Consider the following 25428-nt stretch of genomic DNA (forward strand, 5'->3'; position numbering starts at 1 on the left):
ACTGATACTTATCACACATATCGGGCCTGCTATCTTTATCGAGAGGCGGCCATTCGGGCAGAAATAATGGAAGGTTGTTATGAAGACCAGTCTTCATGACACCTTTTACCTGTTCTCATCATCCGGTGCACTTATCCGTATCTGAAGCAGTATTCAAAGATCACTTATCGTTCGAAGGAGGCTTCTCAATGAAACTACCTACGCCCATAAAACATGCCCTGATCGAAGCAACAATTTCCATGTACATTGAAACCTATCCGTCGTCCAGGAGTAGTAAAGAACCCCTTGCTTTTGCGATCCCCATGATCAAAATCCGGGAGGATACAGAAATATTCGGCATCACTGACTCCGACATCCAGGCTACAGTCGCCGGAAACCCAAATTCCTTGTCATACATCAAAGACTCTGACGTCGTACAGTTCATTCCTCCATTTACCCGAGCCTGCAACCTTTACGATAAGGTCCTCAATAATATCAAAACGAACACATCTGTTGATCCAAAAACCACAATCTTTTATGACCCTACGATAAAAGAAGAACTCATCTACCATTTCTTCAGTGGCTCAATCGTCCTGATGGTCCCCGAAGACCTGTCCGACCTGTCACAGCTTAAATTCGCTCTAACGGCCGGAGGAAGTAAGCTCCGATCTATCATTGATATAACAGGTGGCTGGGTCTACCTTTTCCCGAAGCATATAATGCAGTCTCAGGAATGTGGCAAAATATTAGCCAGGGATACGAATGTTGATAAGGTCCTCGCAAGATATCTGGAAGAAATATTTCCAATGGAAGTCTGAATATCTGACATAATTTTCGGGTCATCGGCCTGTACCTCTCATCTGGTCAATGATGGGAGACAGGAAACCTTGGTTCGCCAACATCGAAGCTAGCCGGATGTAAACTTGGCCGATATATTGTTTTTTAACTTCTCTGGGAAAAGTTCAGGTTGAATGGAAAATGAGAGTTTTCCACTCAACCTGAATATGATACGGATTTATTCGCTTATCCAGGCCTTTGCTTCAGCAAGCTCTTCATTGCTGTAAGTCCTCACCGGGCCGGGAATTACATACTTGAATATTTCCATGGCGTTGATTACCCAATCCTCATCAGAGACAACTGCTATTTTTTCAAATGATGTGAAGTGTTGTGTAGCGGCCTTAGCATCTTCCAGCATAGCCTTACGGGTGAATCTCTCAAAATCCTTGTCCAGCTGGTAGAGAAAACGAATTTTCCCATACTTTTCCTTTTTGTCCTCAATAAGAGGAACCAAGACCTTGTCGTAGTCTTCCTCCTTTACTACTCCGCTTGCATTGACTGCGACTACTTTATCCGGCATCCCCTCTATAATTTCTATCATTCCACACCTCCATTTCTGATTTACTTTGTTAGATAACGCTACGATCAATCAGATTTGGTGCCCAAATTTATATAAGCATATCCGCTTCAAGTTTGAGGTCCCTGCAGATCAAAAAATAAAAGTGCTGAACATTCATCAAATCCCGGTTATTGGTGTTGAACCCTTCAGGTAATGATCAAACAGTTCTTTCCCCCACTCAAGTGCAGTACTGCTATATGACATCAGCTCTTTGTTATCATACCGGCCGTCCTTTTTTAACATTGTCAGCAAAATACAGTAATCATTCAATGTAATGTAAACAAAATTGAATGGTTTACTATAAAGGTAGAACTTAATATAGGGATTGTCCAGCAATTCCTGGAAATCATTATGATTTTGTGTTCTAAGCTTGTCAAAGAGCTCTTCCGAAATAACCATTAGGATCTCTGTTTCATTACTTGTCCATAAATCAAACAGTTCCATGAAATTAGGATGAAATATAGTAGTGGCAGCGTACATTTTATTTGAAATAGCAGACTTTTTTGTAAAATCCTTGTTGAGCTCGTGTATGTTAGATATGCATGGTTCATTGACACGATATTGACCTAGCTCACTTATTCTGCCCAGCAGTTCAGGAGGGATGAATTCCAGATCGCGCTCTCCCCAAAAGTTAGTGTTAAAATCCAGGACATCTACTGTACTCAATAAAGGTTTCATTTCATCCACTATCAGTTTTCCGATACTTGTCAGTTCATAAGTGTCTTTATGGTGAGAAACAAGATAATGGTCTTCCAATATTCTAATCTGCGGAAGTAATGCCTGTCTTGTTGTATTAAGAGCACTGAAGAGAGATTCCATTTCCATTGCCCTGTCACATAACAGCAGGAGAACTCCCTTTCTTTTCTCGGATGCAAACACCACATCAAGTAGCGATTTCTTCAACTTGTGCACATCCTGATAATGAACTGTAAATTCAGATCGCGTTATATTAAAGTATAAAGCTAGTGCTATTTATAGTGAACTACATGAAACCCTAATAATACTTCTAGTGCTTTAAGGGGGCTACCGTATTGTATTAATTCGTAATTTCCCACAGTCTTTACTATTTCCCGAGCAACCCTAAGCCAATGCTCGCAATTCATTATTCATCGTAATAAATAAACTGCCAGCCAACTCCGAATTTATCTGTTACGAATCCATATAATTTACTCCAGAACGTTTCCTGAAGTTCCATACCTACGGTACCATCCGTTTCAAGTTTGCTGAACATTGACCTTATTTTAGCCGTATCTTTAATGTTAATTACAAGGCTGATGTTGTTCCCCACGGTGAATGGCATATCTGGCGGGATATCGGAAAACATCACAGTGCTTCCCTCTATATCAAGAGAAGTATGCATTACCAGATCCTTTGTCTCTTCCGTTAGAGGAAAATCCTCATCTGCAGGCGCATCTTTGTATAACATAAGTTGAGGTTTTTCTGTTCCAAAGACCTCTGCATAGTATTCCACAGCTTCACGACAGTTCCCGTTAAAATTTATGTATGCCTCTACAGACATTTCTGACACTCCCATCTTTAAGTATGCTTATTATAACTGATGCCTACTCCGTTAAATAGCTTACTCATGGTCCAAAACCTATTATGGATTGCCGGATGAAGGGGAATTTAATATAGGAGTTGTGAGAGAAGATAAATGCCTTTTCAGATAGTGCTGGCCAATTACCAGCCAATTGGTCGTGAACCTCACTGTAAAGCATCCCAAAAACTAAAAAGGAAGTACCTGAAATGCCATCGTTGTATCTGATATCATGCAGGATGTTCGAAGATGAGCTTGTTCATATATTTGAAGAAGAAGATGAAGAAGATGAGAGTACTCGCCTGATAGTTATCGAGAATCAAAATATCAGCGAGATTGAAAAGAAACTGAATGAAGCATCTGTGAAATATGAAAGGGCATCATTTGAGGAGTTCCCTCCTAAAATTAATTCAATCGATGACTTTGTAGTTGTTCTGGATCTGCTGGAATTTGCACTGGATGCTAATCCTCAGACACTCAAAGAGGAGGTTTACAGAGCCATTGAAACAAGAGGGGAATTATTTGATGGCATCCTGGTCTTTTATGGGCTCTGTGGCAATGTGCTCGACTCTCTTGAAAATGACTTTGCCTATCTGGAAATTCCTGTGAGAATACTTAGGGACTCACAGGGGGAAATTGTGGATGACTGCATCTGTGCCGCCTTTGAGAGCAGAGGTGCTTATGCAGAGGCCATTATGGGTGAAAAGAGAGGCGAAGGAACATATTTCCTCACACCGATGCAGGCGGCTAACTGGAGAGAGATGCTGGTACTTGCCAAACTGGCCCCCAATCCGGATGACACCGAAATGATGAGAATGGTCTTTGAGTATTCCGGTTACAAGAATGTAGGAAAGGTAGACACAGGTTTATGCTACGAAAAAGAGTTCCACAAAACAGTAGACGAATTCGCCAACCTCTTTGATCTAAAGATACGGTCTTTCACAGGTTCTACAAAGGTAACAGATGAATCATATCATTCTATCAAGAAAGATATCATTCAGGAAGCATCTGAAAAACCCGTACTTTAATCATCATCCACAGGGTTCACAGAGATTTTCCAGATATGCTTCATGAAAATTTCAACAGACTCGGAAAGATCAGATCCCATACCATTTGTTCAAATACTTAAAAACAATATTGTTGAATTCATCGTATTGCTCTATTGAGCAGACATGCCCGCAATCATCAATTACTTCTACATGGGAATTGCGGATTCTCTTACTGTACTTCAAAGTATCCTTTAAAAAAAGATAGTCCTGGCTCCCTGAAACATATAAGACCTTGATAGTATCATCCAATTCATCCAGCCAGGGCAGACTGTTCGTTGTCTGTGGGATTATATCCAGCCATTTACAAAACTCATCATAGCCCAATTTCTTTGCTTCATTCACAAAGATAACTCTTGACCTTTTGTGGTTTCTTTTTGGCATTATGACATAGGCGAAGAACCTGTACAGTATCATATAATTGATCGCTCTCTTGAATGTTATTGCCAGGAAAAGCAAACTCCTTGTCTTCAAATTGAACCTGACTATTCCTCCTCCCATAATCAAAGAATTCACTTTTTCGGGGTACAGCATGGCAAATCTTAAGCATATCAGCGAACTAAAGGAAAAGCCCAGTAAATTAGCTTTCCCTACCTGATAGTGATCCAGGGTATTTTTTATAAGCTCACATACTTTTTCCAGGTCCAGATCCTCATTTACTTCTCCTTTATGCATTTCCAGGACAAGCAGGTTATAATACTTTGAAAAGAAACCGACCTGTTTTTTCCAGGTCCTTGCACTACCTCCAAAGCCATGGATAAATACTATCCATTCAACAGAGCTGCTCTTATAGTAAACTTCGGCACTAAACTTTTTTTCTTCTGCCATCGGTTATTCCTTTCTTGAAAGCAAAGTATTTCAAGAACCGGGGGAAATTCTTCTGGTTATGCTCCGGCATCTTCCTAAATAGCTCTTCTGCCTTCTCTTCCCACTCTTTGGCCCGTTCAAAGCTTTTCTCCGCAAGAGCTTCAGCCGGTTCAGGATTAGCTAAATGGGTTGACCTTGCTCCTCCGGCATTGACCACATCAATGATAGCCTGTGGATTATCTATCAAAGGACAGGGCCTTAAAGGATTTTGTGAGAACGGCTGAGCGTCTCTAAAAGCAGTGAAGAATTTAGACCTGAGGGCTTCAGCAAGAGATACTTCGTATATGTTCGAATCCGAGTAATGACAGAAGGCACAGGGCTCCACATCACCCTTGGCATTTATATGAGCAAAACCAACTCCTGCACCAATACAACCGAAAGACAGATGCCCATTGTTCCAGAAATCGATGATAACATAATCATGTTTTATGCAATAATCCCTGATCCTTTCCTGTACGTATGCTCTTTGCTCGGCCGTGCACACTAATGAAGTATCAGCATCGCTTCCCACCGGTATATATTGGAATAACCAGCCAAACCAGGCACCTTTTTCACGCATATGATCAAGGAACTCATCACTGGCTATGGTCTTATAGTTCCTGGAATGATAGCAGGCAGAAAAAGCAAACGCAATACCTCTGGACCTCAAAATATCCATTGCCTTGATGGCTTTATCATAAACACCCGGTCCCCTTCTGAAATCGGTTTCTTCTTTTGTCCCTTCGATGCTTATAAAAACATTCAAATTCCCCAGTTCAACCATTGCATCGGCGAGCTTTTCATCTATCAGAGTTGCATTAGTAAATGCACCGAATGTCATTTTGTTATGTTTTCTGCACAATTTCAGGATATCGTCTTTCCGTAGTAAAGGTTCACCGCCAGTCATTAAACAATCCATGATCCCTAATTTTTCAGCCTGGTCTAATATGTCATCAAACTTCTCATATGAGATATTATGGCCGCTTTCATAATCTTGAGACCAGCATCCTTTACACTTTAAATTACAATTGCTGGTCGGGTCTACCAAAAGAACTCGTGGAATAGAACTTTTATTTTTGAATCCACTATATAGCTCTTTTAAAGTAATGAAATTGCCCATCGTTAAATGAGTAGTTATTCTCTTGGCTGAAAAAAATTGCTTACTTCTGTAGATGTAAGCTTTATGATGTGGAAATGGAGGTATTCTTTCTTTATTTCCATTGATCATTAAATATTTCAATTGCAAAACTCCTGACCTATTTTTTAGTTACGGATACTTTTTGAGGAATAACTCCATCAAAAACGAATTCACCGTTAGAATTAGAGGTCAGGCTGTTTATTTCAAGGCCGGGGACAACTGTATATATCCGAGGGAAGAATTCTTCCATTACGCTTACGCTTTCGTCTTCCATATATGTATCAGGAAGTGAAACCGCTCCGAGAGAAAATGCTTCCGGATCTCCGCTTAATTGGTTATTTGTAATGCTGATTCGTCCTTTGCTATAGATATTTAAGTTATCCGGTAGTGGAAGAGGAACATCGTCTGCAACATCAGAGTACAGGTCGGCTTTAAGTCTTTTTATATCTGCGGTGCTCGATCCCTCCATTGTTCCATCCGGTAAAGCTTTTACCTGTAAATTGTCAAACCACCAGAAACCTGGTGCAATCTCATTCAGTAAAGCCGTTGATTCTTCAGCAGTTAAAGTGAATTCTTTCCTTTCATATTCTGAAAACTCAAAATTATAATCATTGATTGATTTCTTTTCCGCGTTCTTCTTATATTCTTCCAGTTCTTCGCCGGTCATACCTTCGTATTCAACCATAATGCCTGTTTTCTCTAAGGCACTTACATAGTCCGCGTGAGTGTATTCAACCCCAAGATCTTTCGGTCCGAATAATGAAAAACTTGCATATACCCAAGAAACACTAGCTATAATTAATACAAATACTACTAACAATACGTATTTGAGTTTTCCTTTTTCTGCGCTCATTGTATCACCTATTTATTATTCTAAGTGTATAATAATAATCTCTGCTTTATTCTATTTAAGTTAATACCCAACCATTTGTATTCAAAAGTAAACAAAGAATATTCACCTTGTTTTTCTGTAGGACATATAACAAAAACTAAGTATATTGTCGTTAATCCCACCGGGAATATATGCTTTTCTATCAGAAACGGTCTGGCTTTAAATGAGTCCCTGACCAGTGGTTACTATTTTATACTGTGATTACGAGGTTACAATTCTTAGATCGTTCACAACTTCTAAATACATCTTTCTCCAAATAAGAAAAGGAGATTCTAAAAATTGATTTCATCCACGATAATCCTGATTCTTTGTCTGGTGGCATTTGCAGCCATTCACAGCTTCCTTGCAAGCCTGCGCTTCAAACGTTTTATCAGGCGTGCCTTAGGTGCCAAGGCGGACAAATTGTATATACCTGCATTCAGTCTAATAGCCGTGGTGACGATATTACCACTTCCTTATCTGCTGTACAAGAACCCGGGGCCGTTCCTTTATATAATTCCATCTCCATGGCGCTGGTTCATGGTCGGCGGACAATTAGTTGCCGCAATCGTTGCTCCCATGGCTTTAAGGGATGCGCCCCACCGATTCAGGGTAAGTTCACAGCTATCCGGATCAGGAACTGCTGAAGCAGGCCGTCTTGATATCCGGGGCATTTACCGCTGGGTGAGGGATCCCTTCCTGCTCTCCGGACTTGTCATAATGTGGTTAACTCCCTTTATGACCGTCAACCTGCTCATTATCTACATTTTGACGACCGTATACCTGTACCTGGGATCACTGCACTGGGAAAGCCGACTGGTGGCACAGTTTGGTAATGAATACAGGGAATATCAGAAGAGTGTTCACAGGATAATTCCGAGCTTAAAGTGATAGTGATAAAAGATTTCTTCACTTTCACAGTTCAACAAGAGGACCTTCCGGGAATATTTTCCTGAATACAAAATCAACAAGCTGACATGCAATAAACACTACTAGAGGATACGCGAATACGGCACTAATAGCAAGCTTATAAACCCAGGTTAAAGCCAGATCTTTTGAAAAACCAACTGTTAAAATTGAAAAAATAATGACATTAAAGTTGCCATTCCACCAACAAAAACTAATGCAGTTAACCTTCTTTTCTGAAAAGATGTATGATTGTGTTTGTGTAATTTGAATACTAATTTCATCCCATACCTTGCTACAATAAAATATTCAAGTGTAAATGCCACTATAAAAGTAAGAGGAAAACTTAACCAGATTATTTAAATATATCTGCAGAAAATCCTTAATGTATTGTTGTGTTGTATGCTGTCATTACGAATGCCATAAAGCAAACAAAAATAAATGTATGAATGAGATTTTTCCATTTTTTTATCAAATTCTCACCTTGTGCATGTGAAAAATTTATTAAATAATAAAGTTTAACACAAGGAGTACTTATATGTATCAGAAAATTGACACCTTCTTATAGCAGCGCATTAGTAACAGATAAATGATAAATTTAAAGCATGATACTTATCTTTAAAATTAGGTGTAAATATGGACAATAAACCAATTGCAGTTGATGAAGCATATGAAATTAGAGATAATCAGTTTTGGTATAACAGTTGCAAGTTTCGTAATTTAATTGAGGATAAAAACAGCATTAAAGTCAATATTGAAGGTCTTGGAACTCATACATTCTTACATTCTATGAAGGGAAATGATGGGCGCATAACACTATCATATACAATTCCAGCTACACTTCAACAAAAGTGGAAAGACTATAGTCATCAGCTAGTTAGAGTAGAATTAAGAGATGTGAAATAATTTACACTATTTTGACATATTCACTCATGCTTATTAAAATGTAAAAACGCTAAAGTTAATATAAGTACAATAGGATTTGTTCAGGAGAGTAAAAACATTACATAAAAGGAAAAGGATAATCTCAGATTGTCTTTACCTCATCAACAATCGAAGATTAAATATTTTTATTCTGGAACCATTCCAATATCTATTCTTTTACCATCATCCCAAAACGAATCTCCAACTTCAGCATAATACTTTTGTCCACGTGGAACCTCGAAAACAAGATATACTTCCATTGGGATTTCAGGTCTTAATTCATCAAGTCCACGTTCCCATGTAGTATAACCATTAAGTGGTTCATATGTTTGCCCCTTTTCACTAATCAACTTCACATTATTATCAGGGTCATAATATTTTCGTGTGTCACTTCCAAGGTTTTCAAACTCTACACCAAGATCTATCCATGCAGGGTCATCATTATCAATATCGACTTCAGTAATTGTGTATGCAACTTCACCAACAATAACTCTATCACCAACTGCATATTTTCCCTGTGCAACTACTTCGTTAGCATCATTTTTTGTATTGCTATCATCAACTACATTAATGTTATTCATCCCTGTATCCGCAGAATCTGTATCAACTGAAAGTCCAATAATTAATAATAAAACAAATACTGCTACTATACCTAAACCAATTTTTAATATTTTTTTAAGAACTGACATAGTACCTCCAATTACTACAATATATTTAAAAAATACTAAATATGTATTGTTGTTCTAATATCGACCCATGTCAAAATTATAGATACTATTTTCCATAATGGTATTGTGAGGCTGTGAAGGGAATTCAGAGAACTCTCTGATGAACAGTGGAAGCTTATTAAACCGCACCTACCACCACAACCTATTTGTCGGGAGAAGGAGCTGAGAACTTCAGTTATCAGCTGTATTTCATTTGTCCTGATAATCGGGTGTATATGGGAAGATATGCCTGAAAGTTATGGTTCTTATGTAACCGCATGGAAAAAGCTAAAATGAATGACGAACCCCGCTTAACTGGTTTGTGTCGCTATAGACTTAGGTAAAGAGCCCGTCATCAATCATGTTCCCACTATTATTCTATTCTGTCTGAGAGAATATATCAATACCACCGCGTTAAGTTAATATTTTATAGTACATTACTTACTTTAAGATATCTCTAAGGGGGCATAAATTTTGGAAGACTGGAAGATAAGGATTTCAGTGCTTTGGTTAATTGCATCAGTTGCTTTTTTAGCTCATCAGATTATAGTGCTTATGGAACCAGGGGTTATAGCACAATTAATGGCAGGAGAAGCTGAAGGTCAGAAAATAAGCCCTGGTATGATACTGTTTTTTTCAATCTTAATTTTGATTCCAATGATGATGGCTTTCCTATCTCTTACCCTGAAAGATCCGCTGAACCGCTGGGTAAATACCATCGTGGGCGCAATATTTGCTGTACTATGGTCCTTTAGCGTGGTTGAAGCGATACAATCTGCATACTGGGGCGGAGCATTAATGACGCTTTCAGCAGTCGTAGCTTCAGCACTAATCGTATGGTATGCATGGAAGCATCGCATAGTTAGTGGATGAACAAAGCGTTTGACTCTGCTCTGAATGTCCATTGGGAACATGGCATTCTTTTTATAGTATTTACGGGAGTAATTGTTCCGATTTATGGATCATTACCTTGCATATCTTGCAGAACTGCTCACTGAGAGGTGCAAAATATTTCTGGCAGGATATTCCTTAAGTACTAATATATTAGTATTTAATATATATTTTGAATAGATTTCTGCAAGATAGAATACCAGTTCAGCAGAATCGGAGATAAAGTATGAGATTGCCAAAAACATTAATTTTAATCGTTTTATTGATAGCAGGTTTCTCTTCCGGATGCATCGAAGAGGAACAGCAGGTCCTAAACACCGGGGAACTTTACAAATCAAACATGTATTATGAAGCAATTGCATCTGTTGATAACATACAGGTGAACGAACCATATTACATAGATGCCTTGAATTACAAAGGAAAATCACTCTACGCACTTAGCAGGTATAATGAAGCAATAGGATGTTATAATGAAGTCATAGAGATGGACCCTGAGAACAGCAAGGCATGGGTTAACAAAGGTAACTCTCTTCTTGGACTTTATGAATACGATGAGGCAGCCGCATGCTATGGCAGAGCAATAGAGGCCAATCCGGAATTTGATGAAGCATGGTCTGGAAAAGGAATAGCCCTGTACTTAAATGGCAGTTATAATGAATCAGCAGAGTTCTTTGAAAGATCAATTGAATATTCAGACAAAAAGATAACATCCGACCCGGATAGTTTTGAGGCCTGGTATAACAAAGGAATATCTCTTTCTTATATTGGAAGGACCAACGAGTCACTCGGATGCTATGAGAAGGCAATAGAGATCAATCCCGAATATGCTGATGCATGGAGAGGAAAAGGGTATGAACTTATCGAACTCGGCAGATATGACGACGCAATCCAATGCTACGATAAGGGAATAGAGATCAATCCGGAAGATGCCTATGCATGGGTAGGAAAAGGATATGTACTTTACAAATTTGACAGATACGATGAAGCAATAGAATGCTTTGATAGATCAATAGAAATTTATCCGGAAGATGCCTATGCATGGGGAAATAAAGGGTATATGCTTGGTGTACTTGAGAGATATGATGAAGCAATAGAATGTTATGACAAAGTAATAGAGATAGATCCGGAATTTACCTCTGCATGGAAAGAGAAAGGATATGCACTCTATAAACTTGGCATGTATGACGAGGCAATCCAATGTTACAATAATGCAATAGAGATCAATCCTGAATATGCCGATGCATGGAAAGGAAAAGGAGATGCTCTTAACGAACTTGGCAGGTATGATGAAGCAGATAAATGCTATAAAAAAGCAGAAGAACTTAGCTCTTAAGCTAAAAAGATCATAGCATTCATTAGATACTCGATTAGACAAATGAAGGTATGACCTATGAATGTAAGCTGTTCAATTACACTGACTGGCGAAGCAGGAGAATTTATTGGTAATCCCTGTGCATGGGATGAGTACAAAAGTACTACTTCCGAAAGAAAAACTGGTAATAGTATACATGCTGAATCAACCAGCGAGAAAATTACAGACCAAAACGGTTGGAAAAACATAAACTGAAACAAAGTAGAAACAGATGTTAATAGATTACAAGTCAGGATTACGGAAGCAGCAATTATATTCGATGCTTGAGCTGTATGAAGGGAAAACTGCACTTATCTATTGTTTCAATGCAAATAAGTTTTACGAAAGGAGTCATTGCATATCAAAAACATATTTATGTGGTCAGATAATATTAATCATATATGGCAAATAATATATTAATTATTCTTGTTCTATTTTTTGTTTTGGTATCGATACCTACTGCTGTTGCAGAATATGACCAGAATGAAGTCAAAACGATAGTCCATGAAGCTGCAAAAGAGATAAAGCCTGATCTCACTGAAAGTGGATTATGGTATGCAGGAGACGCCGAGCGTATTGGTCTGGTCAGTTTCTCTGATCATGGGCCTTTGACATCTGACATGCAAAACATCGGTTATTGGGACATGGATAAAAGGCTTGTCATTGGAGAATTTCCGGGACAGATAGTAAGCAGCAGTATAATGTTCTCAGCCCCGACCCCCGGCGGACACAGAGTTGTTGTGCAAATAGACGGCTACAATCTTCTTATATCGGATATCCGACCGGTAGCTGAAAATATATTCATCCGACTTGTTGAGCGTTCTGTTGCGAATGGGGCAGTCGGCCAGAGTGGTACAGGTGAACAGCAAACTGATGAATATTACGGGGAATTGCCCTCTGACCTTGCAGACACAGGAGATACAGTTGTTGATTCCGGAGAGCTGTCAGACCCGTACGATGATACCAGATCTATAGACTCCGGGTACACGGAATATGAAGACGATACGGACAAGATAGACGAACTGTTATTCACCTACGGATTGCTGGAAAATGAAAAACTCGTTCAAAATAGAGGTGAACTTCCTATAGAGGACATCAGCCAAAAAGACATCGAAGATTATCAGAATGTCAATATGAACTATGTACTGCCTGATGATTTTGTAGCGTCCATACAAACCCAGGCAAATATTATTGATATGGTAAGGAAAGAGAGTTCTGAAGACATTGACGGAATGGGTGGGATGGATCTGAGTGAAGTACAGGATGTTGGGGCAAACAAAGAAATGATTAAACAGGCATTTGCACATGATTTCACATTTGATGACGAAAGTCCTGTTGAGATGACCGGCGGGGCGGACTATGCTGGAAAGGACAGGGTTGCAGGTAAGCTTGATGACATCATGACCCTTGAAAAGATGGACAAGACTTCAACAAATGTCCTGAAAAAGATGAAGACCGGACACGAAGCTGCATCCTTCTTTTCAGAAGACTACTCCAATTCGAAGTTATCACAGACCTTTAAAGAAATAGATCGAATCAAGAGCGTAAAAGATGAAGTGGATAAATATGTGGGAGCCTACAATGATTATGAAAAGCTCAGCGAGATGAAAGGAACTTCAGGCACAAGCGTAAAAGCTCTTTATGTGGTCGCAAAAACAGGGCAGGAAGTTGCCGGCAAGGTTCCTGTGGTCGGCGAGTTCATAAAAAAGGAAATGGAAATGGTCGAAAAGATTGTAATGGTAATGCCCGAACTTGATGATGCTATAAAGAACAGTGACTTAAGACAAGGCAAAATAACGAGCGGTGGCATCGGGACTTCCACACCGAATGCTTTCCTGAGTAAATACGGAGCGAGAAAACAGACTTCAGACGGGCCTGTCTATTCAATGCCTTATACTGATGAAACGGGTAAAACACATGAGATTAACCCCGACCTGTGGATCAAGATCACAGTTAAGGGGGAGACATATTATGTGCCTACAGACGAGGAAGAGAAACCAATCGGTGACGTTGCTATAAAAGATGCGGGAAATAGCTGGAAACCCTGGAAATGGGATAATTGTCAGGTAGTCAAACGTACTGATCCTAATATCGCCTACAACAACGGGGAGGAATACGACCTATGAAAAAAAGAACAATGGCAATTATAGGAGTTGTAGTTCTATTCCTCCTGTTCTCTGGTGGAGATGATAACAGTTCCACAAACGGTAATAAAGATGAATGGTCTCCGATGATATCCAATGCTTACAATTTGGACGCAGCAGCCAGTATGTCCATATACGAGTCTCTCGCTTTTCAAGGCATTGATGATGCAACCGTGGAAGTTACTCCGGAGCGTGTATTTGTTAAATATGACCAGCCATCTGTAAAGTCAGACTCCGATGCTCTCCTGACATGGTTCTATATAATGGGCGTTGCGGCCGAAACCGCTCCCGGTACAGATGAGATCACCATACAAATGTATGCAGGCAGAGAACCCCTCTTTGAAGTTAACGTGCTTACTGAGGATGTCCGGGACTTTCTGGAATATCGCATAACCATAGACGAATTCAGAACAAAGGTCCATGTCAAAGCAATAATGCAAGCCTAAGGCGTTACCAACTCTGTAAATGATTCGTGAAGCAAGGGGTATAGTTCCTGATGTCCTCTATCCCTTTAACTGTTTTTGAATTATATGGACCCAATGCCAAGGCAAACGAACTTTTTATATCAATCCATCTCATTTAACATGGTAAGCGACCTGAATTATATGTGAATAATGCTTAATTGACATTCAAACCTCTTCCGAAAAAGAGGAGTTGACTATCTTTCATCATATCATTCAAATAAACACAGCCGGGGGAAATCAATGGCAATCGATGAAACCATAAAGGCACTCCTCAAAGAATTAGGAGAAACAAAACTCGTGTGCGTTACCAAGACAGTGGACCCGGCGAGGATAAATGAAGCCATCAGAGCCGGAGCTACGATCATAGGGGAGAATCGGGTCCAGGAATTCGAGGATAAATGTGATGAGATATTGCCCTGTGAAAAGCACTTGATAGGACACCTGCAGACAAACAAGGTTAAAAAAGCTATCCAGCTCTTTGATGTAATCCAGTCAGTTGACTCTCTTAAATTGATTCGGGATATTGACAGGAAAGCCGGGGACAATGACAAGATACAGCAGGTATTCCTCCAGGTCAACATCGGAAGGGAGCCACAGAAGTTCGGCTTTGCTGAAGAAGAGATCGGACAAGTTATAGCCGAAATCCGGTCACTCCGGAATATCCAGGTGAATGGGTTCATGTGTATAGCCCCCTTTGTACCTCCTGAGCAGACCCGCCTGTATTTCAGGAGCATGAAAGCTCTTTTTGATAAAATGCAGCAGGAGCTCCGGGTTACACTGGATAAACAGGACAGTCAGTATATTCAGAATAACATCGATATCAGGGAACTATCAATGGGAATGTCAGGGGATTACAGGGTTGCCATGAAGGAAGGGGCTACGATCGTTCGCATCGGTTCTGCAATATTCGGGGATAGGGAATACAAAAAGTAGTATCGATTGCTTCAGTGGATAAACACAGCATGTACCAAGATAATCCGGTATATACTTCAGTAACAGATAATATGAATTCAAGTTCCAATTGAAATTATAATGGCATTAAAAATCAGCTGGCGAATAAAATAAAACATCGTTCGTACAATTAAGAACAGATGGGGTTATATATAGACAAGACTTAGTAGATACCGCGAGTGTGGGTCACTCGCCCTATCCAGAAAGAAATATTGGGGAATATTTCGGATTCGTTAGGAAAGAGGCACCTTAAAGCGTGGTGGTTTCCAGGTGCCTCCTCTCACCTTAATATTTAATATATTTGTAGGCTTAAGATTAGCTTTTCATATAAAAAGTATCCCTAATGAAATTTCTCTTGACTAAGATATCTAATTGGTTTCTGAAACCCTCCCGTTCTAATTTGATGGCATTCCTTACTATTTCACGATCTGCATTCATCCCTGAAATATCAAAACACCGATTTACACGGGATTTACAAGGATCTCATTTTTCGCGGGGTTCTAAGATCAACGTTTTTGCAAATCTCTGTTGATCCTGTAAATCCGTGTCTTAAACATAGCTCGGAAGTTAGGGAGAACAAAAAATGAATTTACGGCCCGGAGGCCGTAAACTTTCACATTCACACACCAGGATGAACAGTCAGTGCAATCAAATACTTTGCATTGATACTAAACCATTCCCGTTATGAGATACCATTGGCCTTGGCATGTCAATACCCAGTGCTTCTCTCAGGACATCCTCGATAGTCTCTACAGTTACAAACTTCAGTTCGTTCCGGGCATCTTCCGGTACATCATCCAGATCCCTCTCATTCTCTTTCGGCAGGATCACTTTCTTTATACCTGCCCGGTGTGCTGCCAGAACTTTCTCTTTGATGCCGCCAACCGGCAGTACGGCTCCGCTTAGCGTGATCTCGCCGGTCATGGCAAGTTTCGGATCGACTGTTTTACCGGTTATCAAAGACGTCAGTGCAGTGAAGAGAGTCACACCTGCCGAAGGGCCGTCCTTGGGAGTTGCACCTGAAGGCACATGGATGTGGATATCACTTGCAGTGAAGTCAAAGCTGCTCGCAGTGTTTGCAAGCCGGGACCTGACAAGGCTTAAAGAGATATGTGCCGACTCTTTCATCACATCCCCAAGCTGTCCTGTAAGCGTAAGTTTCCCGGTACCAGGCATGAATGTGCCTTCTATGAAGAGAATATCTCCTCCCACAGGGGTCCATGCAAGCCCGGTAACCACGCCAGGCACGTTTTCTTTTCTTGCTTCTTCCTGACGGATCAACTCCTTTCCAAGAATCTGCGTGAGCATATCCGCCTTCACTATATAAGGAAGTTCAGCCTTTCCTGAAACTATCCTCTCGGATATGAACCTTGCAGTTCTCGCAAGCTGTTTCTTGAGGCCTCTTACTCCTGCTTCACGGGTGTATTTATCGATGATTATCTTTAGAACATCGTCTTTGATCTCTACCTGACCTTCATCAAGGCCGTGCTCTTCCAGTATACCGGGCAGTATGTGATCTTTTGCAATTGCAAGTTTCTCGTTCTTCGTGTAGCCAGAGATTTCAATTATCTCCATTCTGTCAAGAAGCGGTCCCGGGATACTTGCCAGAGAATTGGCAGTGGCTATGAACAATACCTCCGAAAGGTCGTATGAAACTTCAAGGTAGTGATCGGAAAATGTACTGTTCTGCTCGGGGTCAAGGACTTCCAGAAGGGCACTTGCCGGGTCTCCTGAGTAGGAAGACGAAAGCTTGTCTATCTCATCGAGGATGAATACAGGATTCTTGGTCCCCGCTTTCCTTATACTCTGGATGATCCTTCCGGGCATAGCTCCTACATATGTTCTTCTGTGCCCTCTGATCTCTGCTTCATCCCTGACACCTCCAAGGCTTACGCGGACATATTCCCTGCCAAGGGCATCTGCAATACTCTTTCCAAGACTGGTCTTGCCGGTACCAGGGGGACCTGTGAAAAGTATGATCGAGCCCTGCTTCTCATGCTTTAGTTTCATTACTGCCAGGTGCTGGATTATCCTCTCTTTGACCTTTTCGAGTCCGTTGTGATTGCCCTCAAGCACACTGCGGGCCTGGGCAATGTCAATGCTCTTTTTCTTCTCCACTATCCATGGAAGATCAAGCAGGAGGTCCAGATAATTCCTGATAACATGGCTTTCAGGATTGTGATTTCCTCCGGTCTCGAGTTTCTTTAACTCTGAAAGCGCCTTCTTTTTGACATCATCCGGCATCTTTGCACTCCCGATTCTTTCACCGTATCCTCCTTCACCTGAAACAGAGTCCTCATTTTCATTGAGCTCTTCCTGGATGACCTTCAATTGCTCACGCAACATCGCTTCTCTATGTGACTTGTTTACCTTCTCGGCAACTTTCTTTGCCACTTCGATCTGGATGTTAATGTTCTCTTTCTGGTTTGTAAGAATATAGAGGAATGTCAGATAGCGTTCACGAGCGGAAACGGTTTCCAGGAGATCCTGTTTCTCTTCCAGCTCTATCGGCATGAACGGCATAACGTATCCCATTATCTGATCAATGGAATCCATCTTGTCAATAGGTTTGGTGAATTGTTCTGAACTCTGAAAACGATCGCTTATCTCATGAATCGTCTTCCTGACATCTGCCATTATCTGCGTGTGGAAATCTTCATCAAGATCGTGAACATCAGGGATGTCAGTATGTGTAGCATAGAACAATCCATCTCTTTGGTTCAGGGAAACTGAACCTATTCTTTGAATAGCCTGCGCATAGACCAGAAACCCTTCATCAGCAGGTTGTACAAATTTGATCTCTAGCAGATTCCCTGTCCTATACAGATCGTCTTCTGACAAATCTGAAGTATTCGTTCCGCTTTTTGCCGTTAACCCAATTGCATATGCTGATCCTTCATTTCTTATTTCGTCTAGAAGTATCTTTCCTATATTCTTATCAGCCAGTAGTTTTGTCTGGCTATTGGGATAGACTACGACTTCAAAGAGCGGAATTACAATATTCTCTCTGATATTGTTGATTTGTTGTGGATACATTGTTGTTTGTCTCATTTATATATTGATAGTTAGTTAACCGGTTAGTTAATCAGCTAGTTATTTAGTTAGATTTACCCTAACTAATGGTGAATAAAAAATCATCTCACCTTTCGCAGGATCTGTATCAGATCATCCATATCCTTTTCATCCAATGACTCTGCCATCTTTTCAATGAGCTTCAGCAGAGAATTCTGTTCGGACCGGGCTATTATCTGTCCTTTTTCGGTCAGGCGGATATAGAATATCCTCCCGTCATCAGAGGATCTTTCCCTGTAAACGCACTCCATTTGAACGAATTTCCTGACCATCTCAGTGATAGTGGGTTTAGAGTTGCGGGTGATCTTCGCAAGTTTGCTGAACGTTACCTCCCCGTGTTCATCTATGGTTTTCAGATATCCTATCTGCTTCACGGTGATATCCGATAGACCACATCCGGAGAAGATATCGCAAGAGCAATCGCTTTTGATTTTGAACAGGCCTTCAAAAACCGTAAACAAATGCTCTTTTCTTTCCATCATATTTTCATCCGGATAGTTAGTTAGGTGCTAACTAATTATATAGTTGTCGGCTATAGAAGGCAACTGGTCTTAAATAAATACTTCAAGAAATCAGATTCCCACTATCGATACAGAATCCTTTAAATAATATTCAAAGAGCTCTTTTCCCCAATCAAATTGATCTTTTCTACGACATAAAAGATATTTACTCTCGAACTCCCCATTACTTTTTTTTGGACGTATCTTGGTGTAATAATCATTATATGAAAAAGACAGAAAATCCATATTTTTTGTATAAAGAGAAAACTGAAATAACTTGCTATTTATCAATCTTTCAAAATCTGCATAATTGTCAGTCCTTATTTTGTCAAGTAGATTTTTGGAGACAATAAAATGCACGCTCACATTCTTTGCGATCAGTTCTGAGAATAACTCCGGAAATTTAGGGTAAAAGAAAGTAGTAATCCCGCAAAGGGATTTCGACTTTTTGGAGGCTTCATAGAAGTCATTGTTCATTTCATATATAGCCATCAAAGGAGGGTTAATTACTTTACATTCTCCAAGCTCATTTATCCTGTTAAAGAGATTAGGAGGGATAAAACTAAAATCATGGGCTCCCCAGTAACCAACATCCTCACCGAAGATGTTAATATATTCCAGGAAGGAGCTAATTTCATTAACAATCAGTTTTCCAAGAGTAGTCAGATTATAGATATCATGACAATGGTTGATGAGATAGTGCTCTTCCAGTATCCTTACCTGTGGAAGTAATGCCTGTCTGCTGGTATCAAGAGTTTTGAGAAGGTATTCCATCTCCTGTGGACCATCCTGCAATAGCAAAAGCATTTGCTTTCGTTTCTCTGACATGAATACTACATCAAGCAGCGTTTTTTTCATTTGTAGCACATTCCTCTAAATCATTTAATTTTATCCGCATCAAAATTCAATTTAACAGTAGTAATAATTGAACAGCTTCTATTTATAGTAATTTAAATCAACAGCTCCATATTAATATGGACAAATAATCTAGGTTTACCATTTATAGTTCAGTTACTGGTTGAGAGATCTTCAGGTAATGTTGGAAGAGTTCTTTCCCCCAAACAAGAGATTCGGGACTGGAACAGAGCATATGGTTGATATCAATATGGCCTTCACTTGTCAATAAACGAAGGAGAAGATAATGATCGTTATGAGCTACAACCTGAATGCCTATCTCTTTTGAGTACACATAGAGGTTGAATGACTTACTATTAAGAAGCCTGTCAAAGACTTCATAGTGATATGTCCGCATTGTGTCTACCACATTTTTGGTAGTGATAATATACAGCTTTACATCCTTCTGGACCATATCAGTGAATACTGCTGGATAATCCGGGTGAAAAAAAGAAGTTATCACATAAAAAGCTTCAGACATAAACGTTGTTCTTACAACTTCCTGGTTAAGCTGGTATGACTCTGTAAGCGTGAGATTTACTTCCTTGCATTTTCCAAGTTCCCTTAATCTCTCAAAAAGGTGAGGCGGGATGAAATCAAGGTTATGTGTTCCCCAATAATCAGTATCTTCATTGAAAACCTCAAGAGTACCCATTAAAGGACTCATTTTATCCACAAGCAGTTTTCCAATATGTGTCAATCCATAAACATCGTTTGAGCCGGTGACCAGGCAATGGTCTTCCAATATTCTTACCTGCGGAAGTAATGCCTGTCGTGTTGCTTTTAATGATCGGAGAATATATTCCATTTCCTTTGGACCATCATGAAGCAGTAAAAGTGTATTCATTATCTTCTCTGAAGCAAATATAACATCAAGCAGTGGTTTCTTCATAGGTATCATAATCCCGGGAGGTCCGGCTCACCTTGTCTTTATAAGCCACAAAAGAGTGTCTTTCTCTTTTCTATTTACGTGCTGATGCTTAAATATTTTATTACTTTAACTTGAAACAACCAGTTTGGTATCCCGGTAAAGGAAATACACATAAAATGAGATAACGTCATAGTAATATCTCCCTTAAAAATAAAAACATACCACTTCAAGGTAGGTGAGGCGCCTGGAAACCACCACGCTTTAAGGCGCCTCTCTCCTTAACGAATCCGAGATGTTCCCCAACATCTCTCAACTAACCCACTCTTAAATTGCGGTTCTTTCCCCCACGACCCGCAATACCTATTAGATCACTTTTTTTATTTAACCCAATCCGATTTTAATATCAGACAGAGTTTTATTTTTTCCAGGAAACTTTTTTTACACACGAGGCTTATTTTGGCAAAAGAGATTAATCATTATTTGCAGAGGTGTAGGACGTGTTTTAAATAATATTATAACCTTGGAAACAAAAAGCAGGTTTTCATAATACGTCTCTAGCAGACTCAATAAGGAAGAGATCAATGAAAGGGTTCTATTTTATTACTGATGCAAACCTAAGTCTTGCGGGCAACAGAAACGATGTCCGGGCTGCAGCAAAGGCTGGTGCAGGGATTATCCAGTACAGAAGAAAAGAGGGAACAACTGCATCGTTGTATAAAGAGGCCATGGAACTTAAAAGCCTTTGTGGAGATGCAACATTTATCGTAAATGACCGTGTTGATATCGCTCTTGCAGTGGATGCTGACGGAGTGCATATTGGCCGGGATGAACTGCCGGTTAGAAGTGTCAGGCACCTGCTGGGTCCGGACAAAATAATAGGTGTTACTGTGCGTGATCTTGAAGAAGCTGTCCAGGCTGAAAAGGAGGGTGCGGATTACCTGGGTGTAGGCCCTGTTTATCACACTTCTACAAAGAGGGATGCCGGGCCTCCTTCAGGTATCCATCTTATCCGGAGTGTGCGAAGTGCATGCACATTGCCTGTAATAGCTATAGGGGGCATAACTCTCGAAAATGCAGGTGAAGTGATTAAAGCTGGTGCTGATATGATCTGCGCAGTAAGTGCTACGGTTACAGAGCCTGATGTAGAAAAAGCTGTAAGTGACTTTCAAAAACTTTTTACATATTGTTGAGAAGGAGAGTATTATTAATGCTGGCAAGTTTTTCAGTAGTACCTGTTGGAGAGAAAGAAGAGCTCAAAGAACTGATAGCTGAACTGGTACCGATAATTGAGGCTGCAGATGTTGATTATATTATGGGGGCAATGCAGACGACCATAGAAGGCGATCCGGATAAGGTCATGGGAGTGATCATGGATTGCCACAATCATATGAGATCACACGCATCACGCGTTCTCACACATATCTCTATTGATGACAGGGCCGGTGCATCCGGAAGGTTAAAAGGCAAGGTCCGGGATGTGGAGCACGTGCTTAAAAGGAGAATATCTCATGAATAGAACCCGCACAGGTAAACCTTCACCTGACCGGTTGAAGACCCTGCTTGGAACAAATTTTGGAGCGCCAAGCGCTCAGCTCCTCGTCCCTCCCGGCCCGGGTCTTGATGCTGCTGTGCTTGAATTGAAGGACGGAAGTGTTATGGCCATTGCCGAAGATCCGATATTCCCTGCTCCGGGACTTCCACTTGACCTGATGGGATGGTTTACAGTGCATATAGGCGCCAGCGATATTGCTGTAACTGGTATAGACCCTCAGTTTATGACATATACGCTGCTGCTTCCACCCACCTGTCCTGACGAGGATGCGCAGACCATAATCAGATCCATTTCTTCTGCAGCATCAGAACTTGGAATATGCATTGTAGGAGGACATACAGGCTGGTATGATGCTGTTAATATTCCTACAGTAGGAGGCATTACCGTGTGGGGAATTGCTGATAAGGACTCATGGATCTCTCCCGGTGGAGCTCGCGACGGAGATGTACTGCTGATGACAAAGGGGCCTGCAATAGAAGCCACAGCTTTGCTGTCTGTTCTTTATAAAGACCTTATAAGCGGAAGTATGACAGTAGATGCTCTTCAAAGATGTCTTAAACGTGTGACTGAAATAACGGTTGTAGAAGATGCACTTAGTGCTTTTAGTGCAGGAGGAGTGCATGCAATGCATGATGCAACAGAAGGTGGTGTTCTCGGAGGTGTATATGAAATGGCAGAGGCTGCCGGGATAGCTGTCAATATAGATCTTGACTCTGTTGATGTGCCCGCTGATATCATGGAGTTTGCAAAAGCACTGAATTTTGATCCCTGGTATGCCATCAGTGAGGGAACTTTACTTGCTGCTGTTGAGCCTCAAAGCGTTTCGACTGTTCGCAGAGTATGGGATGAGCTCGGCATTAAAAGTTTTGAGCTTGGAGTTTTTGACAGCAAGATGGAGTATTCAATATTTTGTAGAAGCGGTATAACTTCAAAGCTGACCGAACCTGAGACAGACCCCTTTTGGAATTTGTTCTTTAAAGGTCTTGAACCGGAAACTTGACAAAACCTCATATTTGAGACATCACAGCGTTGTTGGAATAGTAAATCCTGCTAAGGTTTGAATTCAGAGAACTACGAATGTTGTAAGAGATCATGAGATGTGGTTTGAGGTAATAATATTCTCCAGTTGCAATCTCATACTTTTTGCCTCAGTATATTAGTATTCAGCATCACTCTAGCCTGATACCATTACAATTAATTTTACTGTATTCTTTTCGACAAACAAGAGACTTAGATATTCCGAGCTCTTGAAGTCTCTGAGATATTCTTGAGATATCTTAGAGGCTCTGAGCTGTTTCATTGCCATTAAGATAGTCCGGTATAGCAAATAGTTCCACTCATTTGATTGATACTTATATTACTTACCTAACAAGAATCCTTATGAGTAATAAGGACTAATTTGTAAAAGGTGGTAAAATGTGTGGGATCACAGGATTTAATTGGAAGAATGAGCGGCTCTTACATCTTATGAACAAGGCAATCTTACACAGGGGTCCTCATGGTGAAGGGACTTTTGTAGAAGATAATATCTCACTTGGACTAAGGAAATGTGCAATATATAATGTGTCAGAAAATATCCGTCAACCAATGTTCACAGGGTACAGGGATCTGACGTTGGTATTCAACGGCATTATTTACAATTTTATGGAACTGCGGGATGAGCTGATCTCGAAAGGACATCGCTTCAGGAGCAGGACGGATGCAGAGGTAATACTCCATTGCTATCAGGAATACGGTGCTGACTGTGTCCGGCATTTCAACGGGATGTGGGCTTTCTGCATATATGATAAAACAAAAGAAACACTTTTCCTTAGCAGGGACAGGTTTGGAATAAAACCGCTGTATTATCACTATGATAATGGCAGGTTCATTTTCGCCTCAGAGATCAAGGCTCTTCTTGAACACGACATCCCCAGAAAAGAGAACAGGGCAATTATTTTCGATTATCTCTACTATAACCTTACCGATCATACGGAAGAAACATTTTTTGAAGGAATCAAACGATTGATGCCAGGCCATAATCTTATGTTTGATCTCACCAATAATGAAATGCATATCTCTAAGTATTACGATATCCCGACAAAAACTACTGAATGCAAAACAGATTATGGAATAATAAGAGAACTCTTCACAGACTCAGTTAAAAGATCAATAGTTACAGATGCATCGGTAGGAAGCTGTCTGAGTGGAGGTATCGATTCTTCATCAGTGGTTGTTACCATGAAGAAAGTTGCTCCTGATATGGAGATCAAGACGTTCTCTATGAACTTTCCGGGGGAGAACATTGACGAAAGCATATACCAGCAAGAGGTCAATACTAAAGTCAATGCAGTGAACTATTCTGTAACTCCGGAATCATCTGACCTTTTGGAGGACGTGAAAGACCTGTTTATGACACAGGAAGAACCTTTTAGCGGAACAAGCGTGTATGGGCAATACCGGGTCATGAAGCTTGCAAGGGATAATGGTATCGTGGTCCTGCTGGATGGACAGGGGGCCGACCAAGTGCTTGCAGGAAGTGCCTATTTCACAGGGTATTACTATTATGAATTGATGAAAGAAGGGAATATCATTGATCTGTTCAGGGAAACAATTCGCAGTTGTCAGCAATCCAGCTGTTTATCGTCATTGATGTATCTATTCCTTCGTATGGTTCCGGCAAATATAAAGAAAACTCTCTATAAGCGCCACAAAGTACCTTATCTTTCAAGGAGCTTCATTAAAGAGAATGAACACCGCAAAGATGTCAGATGGCATCTTTCATCGCTGGATGAAGCAGTATATGGCAGTGTCAGCACGTATGCACTTCCACACCTTTTAAGGTTCCTGGATAAGAATTCCATGAGATTTTCCATCGAATCAAGGGTTCCTTTCCTTGATCACAAGTTGGTAGAATACCTGATGTCTCTTCCTCCCAACCAAATGATCAATGGGGGAGTCACAAAATATGCGTTCAGAAAAGCCATGGAAGAAGAACTCCCAGAAAAGATACTGGCAAGACGCGATAAGATAGGATTCGCAGTTCCTGAGAAGAGCTGGCTGAAAGAAGAGGCAGTAAAAGGTGTCATCAATAATATAATGAACTCTGAAAGCTTCAAATTAAGGAATTTCTGGGAATGGGACAAGGTGGAGAGAGAATTTGAGAGACTGCAGTCTGGCGAGTCCCAAAGCATATTCGTGGGGACCGATATATGGAGATGCATATCTGTCGAGTTGTGGATGCGGATATTTATCGATGGGCAGGATTTCGCAACTTCCAGGGAACAATGTATCCCGAAAAAGCTAGTCCCTGTGCAAATGGCTTGATAGTAAACTTTGCGGCATGCTTCTCTTTAGTTTCCTACATTCACTTTTCTTATTTTAATCGATAATTGTAGAAGAATTATCT

At 40.5% G+C, this 25428-nt stretch carries 24 protein-coding genes; 13 read left to right on the forward strand and 11 right to left on the reverse strand.

Annotated elements, in window-relative coordinates; translation table 11 throughout:
* The first annotated feature begins 188 nt into the window (after window positions 1-188).
* Window positions 189-797 carry a hypothetical protein gene (locus QZZ22_RS09575; RefSeq protein ID WP_292464343.1) on the forward strand — a complete coding sequence of 203 codons (609 nt, stop codon included), beginning with the start codon at window positions 189-191 and terminating at the stop codon, window positions 795-797.
* Window positions 798-994: 197 nt separating this feature from the next.
* Here the strand turns inward: QZZ22_RS09575 and QZZ22_RS09580 are convergent, their stop codons facing one another.
* The 3 genes from QZZ22_RS09580 to QZZ22_RS09590 form a co-directional block, all read right to left on the reverse strand.
* Window positions 995-1357 carry an STAS/SEC14 domain-containing protein gene (locus QZZ22_RS09580; RefSeq protein ID WP_292464345.1) on the reverse strand — a complete coding sequence of 121 codons (363 nt, stop codon included), beginning with the start codon at window positions 1355-1357 and terminating at the stop codon, window positions 995-997.
* Between the two features lie 135 nt (window positions 1358-1492).
* Window positions 1493-2278: a winged helix-turn-helix domain-containing protein gene (locus QZZ22_RS09585; RefSeq protein ID WP_292464346.1), complete on the reverse strand. Its 786-nt coding sequence runs from the start codon at window positions 2276-2278 to the stop codon at window positions 1493-1495.
* A 199-nt stretch (window positions 2279-2477) separates the two neighbouring features.
* Window positions 2478-2894: a VOC family protein gene (locus QZZ22_RS09590; protein WP_292464347.1), complete on the reverse strand. Its 417-nt coding sequence runs from the start codon at window positions 2892-2894 to the stop codon at window positions 2478-2480.
* 227 nt (window positions 2895-3121) lie between these two features.
* Here QZZ22_RS09590 and QZZ22_RS09595 point away from each other — a divergent pair, with 227 nt between their 5' ends.
* Entirely contained in the window at window positions 3122-3940 is an 819-nt protein-coding gene (locus QZZ22_RS09595; RefSeq protein WP_292464348.1) for a DUF1638 domain-containing protein, read from the forward strand.
* Window positions 3941-4009: 69 nt separating this feature from the next.
* On the opposite strand, the gene QZZ22_RS09600 is transcribed toward QZZ22_RS09595, so the two are convergent.
* Genes QZZ22_RS09600 through QZZ22_RS09610 form a run of 3 tightly spaced genes read right to left on the reverse strand, consistent with a single transcriptional unit; the run spans window position 4010 to window position 6795 of the window.
* Window positions 4010-4786 carry an alpha/beta hydrolase gene (locus tag QZZ22_RS09600; protein WP_292464349.1) on the reverse strand — a complete coding sequence of 259 codons (777 nt, stop codon included), beginning with the start codon at window positions 4784-4786 and terminating at the stop codon, window positions 4010-4012.
* Window positions 4764-6032: a radical SAM protein gene (locus QZZ22_RS09605; RefSeq protein ID WP_342765103.1), complete on the reverse strand. Its 1269-nt coding sequence runs from the start codon at window positions 6030-6032 to the stop codon at window positions 4764-4766. Before QZZ22_RS09605 ends, QZZ22_RS09600 begins: the two co-directional genes overlap by 23 nt.
* Before the next feature lie 28 nt (window positions 6033-6060).
* The gene (locus QZZ22_RS09610) at window positions 6061-6795 is read right to left on the reverse strand and encodes a hypothetical protein (RefSeq protein ID WP_292464352.1); all 735 of its coding nucleotides are present in this window, start codon (window positions 6793-6795) and stop codon (window positions 6061-6063) included.
* Window positions 6796-7113: 318 nt separating this feature from the next.
* Here QZZ22_RS09610 and QZZ22_RS09615 point away from each other — a divergent pair, with 318 nt between their 5' ends.
* Both QZZ22_RS09615 and QZZ22_RS09620 read left to right on the forward strand, forming a co-directional pair.
* Entirely contained in the window at window positions 7114-7704 is a 591-nt protein-coding gene (locus QZZ22_RS09615) for an isoprenylcysteine carboxylmethyltransferase family protein (protein ID WP_292464353.1), read from the forward strand.
* A 651-nt stretch (window positions 7705-8355) separates the two neighbouring features.
* Window positions 8356-8625 carry a hypothetical protein gene (locus QZZ22_RS09620; RefSeq protein WP_292464354.1) on the forward strand — a complete coding sequence of 90 codons (270 nt, stop codon included), beginning with the start codon at window positions 8356-8358 and terminating at the stop codon, window positions 8623-8625.
* A gap of 164 nt (window positions 8626-8789) precedes the next feature.
* Here the strand turns inward: QZZ22_RS09620 and QZZ22_RS09625 are convergent, their stop codons facing one another.
* The gene (locus tag QZZ22_RS09625) at window positions 8790-9332 is read right to left on the reverse strand and encodes a DUF4352 domain-containing protein (RefSeq protein ID WP_292464355.1); all 543 of its coding nucleotides are present in this window, start codon (window positions 9330-9332) and stop codon (window positions 8790-8792) included.
* A gap of 492 nt (window positions 9333-9824) precedes the next feature.
* On the opposite strand from QZZ22_RS09625, the gene QZZ22_RS09630 reads away from it, so the two are divergent.
* From QZZ22_RS09630 to QZZ22_RS09650, 5 genes are all read left to right on the forward strand, one after another.
* Window positions 9825-10223, forward strand: a complete 399-nt coding sequence (locus QZZ22_RS09630) for a DUF6326 family protein (protein ID WP_292464356.1) — start codon at window positions 9825-9827, stop codon at window positions 10221-10223.
* A 244-nt stretch (window positions 10224-10467) separates the two neighbouring features.
* Window positions 10468-11574, forward strand: a complete 1107-nt coding sequence (locus QZZ22_RS09635) for a tetratricopeptide repeat protein (RefSeq protein ID WP_292464357.1) — start codon at window positions 10468-10470, stop codon at window positions 11572-11574.
* A gap of 461 nt (window positions 11575-12035) precedes the next feature.
* Window positions 12036-13718, forward strand: coding sequence for a hypothetical protein (locus tag QZZ22_RS09640; protein WP_292464358.1), 1683 nt, complete (start codon window positions 12036-12038; stop codon window positions 13716-13718).
* The gene (locus QZZ22_RS09645; protein ID WP_292464359.1) at window positions 13715-14182 is read left to right on the forward strand and encodes a hypothetical protein; all 468 of its coding nucleotides are present in this window, start codon (window positions 13715-13717) and stop codon (window positions 14180-14182) included. The genes QZZ22_RS09640 and QZZ22_RS09645 overlap by 4 nt, the downstream gene beginning before the upstream one ends.
* Before the next feature lie 258 nt (window positions 14183-14440).
* Window positions 14441-15133, forward strand: coding sequence for a YggS family pyridoxal phosphate-dependent enzyme (locus QZZ22_RS09650; protein WP_292464360.1), 693 nt, complete (start codon window positions 14441-14443; stop codon window positions 15131-15133).
* Between the two features lie 666 nt (window positions 15134-15799).
* Here the strand turns inward: QZZ22_RS09650 and lon are convergent.
* The 4 genes from lon to QZZ22_RS09670 form a co-directional block, all read right to left on the reverse strand.
* The gene (gene lon / locus QZZ22_RS09655) at window positions 15800-18187 is read right to left on the reverse strand and encodes an endopeptidase La (RefSeq protein WP_292464361.1); all 2388 of its coding nucleotides are present in this window, start codon (window positions 18185-18187) and stop codon (window positions 15800-15802) included.
* Window positions 18188-18285: 98 nt separating this feature from the next.
* On the reverse strand, window positions 18286-18705 hold the full coding sequence (locus QZZ22_RS09660) for a MarR family winged helix-turn-helix transcriptional regulator (RefSeq protein ID WP_292464362.1): 420 nt from the start codon (window positions 18703-18705) through the stop codon (window positions 18286-18288).
* A 90-nt stretch (window positions 18706-18795) separates the two neighbouring features.
* Entirely contained in the window at window positions 18796-19497 is a 702-nt protein-coding gene (locus QZZ22_RS09665; RefSeq protein WP_292464363.1) for a transcriptional regulator FilR1 domain-containing protein, read from the reverse strand.
* A gap of 226 nt (window positions 19498-19723) precedes the next feature.
* On the reverse strand, window positions 19724-20509 hold the full coding sequence (locus QZZ22_RS09670; protein ID WP_292464364.1) for a winged helix-turn-helix domain-containing protein: 786 nt from the start codon (window positions 20507-20509) through the stop codon (window positions 19724-19726).
* A gap of 560 nt (window positions 20510-21069) precedes the next feature.
* On the opposite strand from QZZ22_RS09670, the gene thiE reads away from it, so the two are divergent.
* The 4 genes from thiE (at window position 21070) to asnB (ending at window position 25346) form a co-directional block, all read left to right on the forward strand.
* Window positions 21070-21678 (forward strand): thiamine phosphate synthase, encoded by a 609-nt coding sequence (gene thiE, locus QZZ22_RS09675; RefSeq protein WP_292464365.1) that lies wholly within the window; start codon window positions 21070-21072, stop codon window positions 21676-21678.
* A 17-nt stretch (window positions 21679-21695) separates the two neighbouring features.
* Window positions 21696-22004: an MTH1187 family thiamine-binding protein gene (locus QZZ22_RS09680; protein ID WP_292464366.1), complete on the forward strand. Its 309-nt coding sequence runs from the start codon at window positions 21696-21698 to the stop codon at window positions 22002-22004.
* Window positions 21997-23040 (forward strand): AIR synthase family protein, encoded by a 1044-nt coding sequence (locus QZZ22_RS09685; protein ID WP_292464367.1) that lies wholly within the window; start codon window positions 21997-21999, stop codon window positions 23038-23040. The genes QZZ22_RS09680 and QZZ22_RS09685 overlap by 8 nt, the downstream gene beginning before the upstream one ends.
* A 416-nt stretch (window positions 23041-23456) precedes the next feature.
* Window positions 23457-25346, forward strand: a complete 1890-nt coding sequence (gene asnB / locus QZZ22_RS09690; RefSeq protein WP_292464368.1) for an asparagine synthase (glutamine-hydrolyzing) — start codon at window positions 23457-23459, stop codon at window positions 25344-25346.
* Window positions 25347-25428 lie beyond the last annotated feature (82 nt).

The organism is Methanolobus sp., from assembly GCF_016278365.1.
Classification (GTDB): domain Archaea; phylum Halobacteriota; class Methanosarcinia; order Methanosarcinales; family Methanosarcinaceae; genus Methanolobus.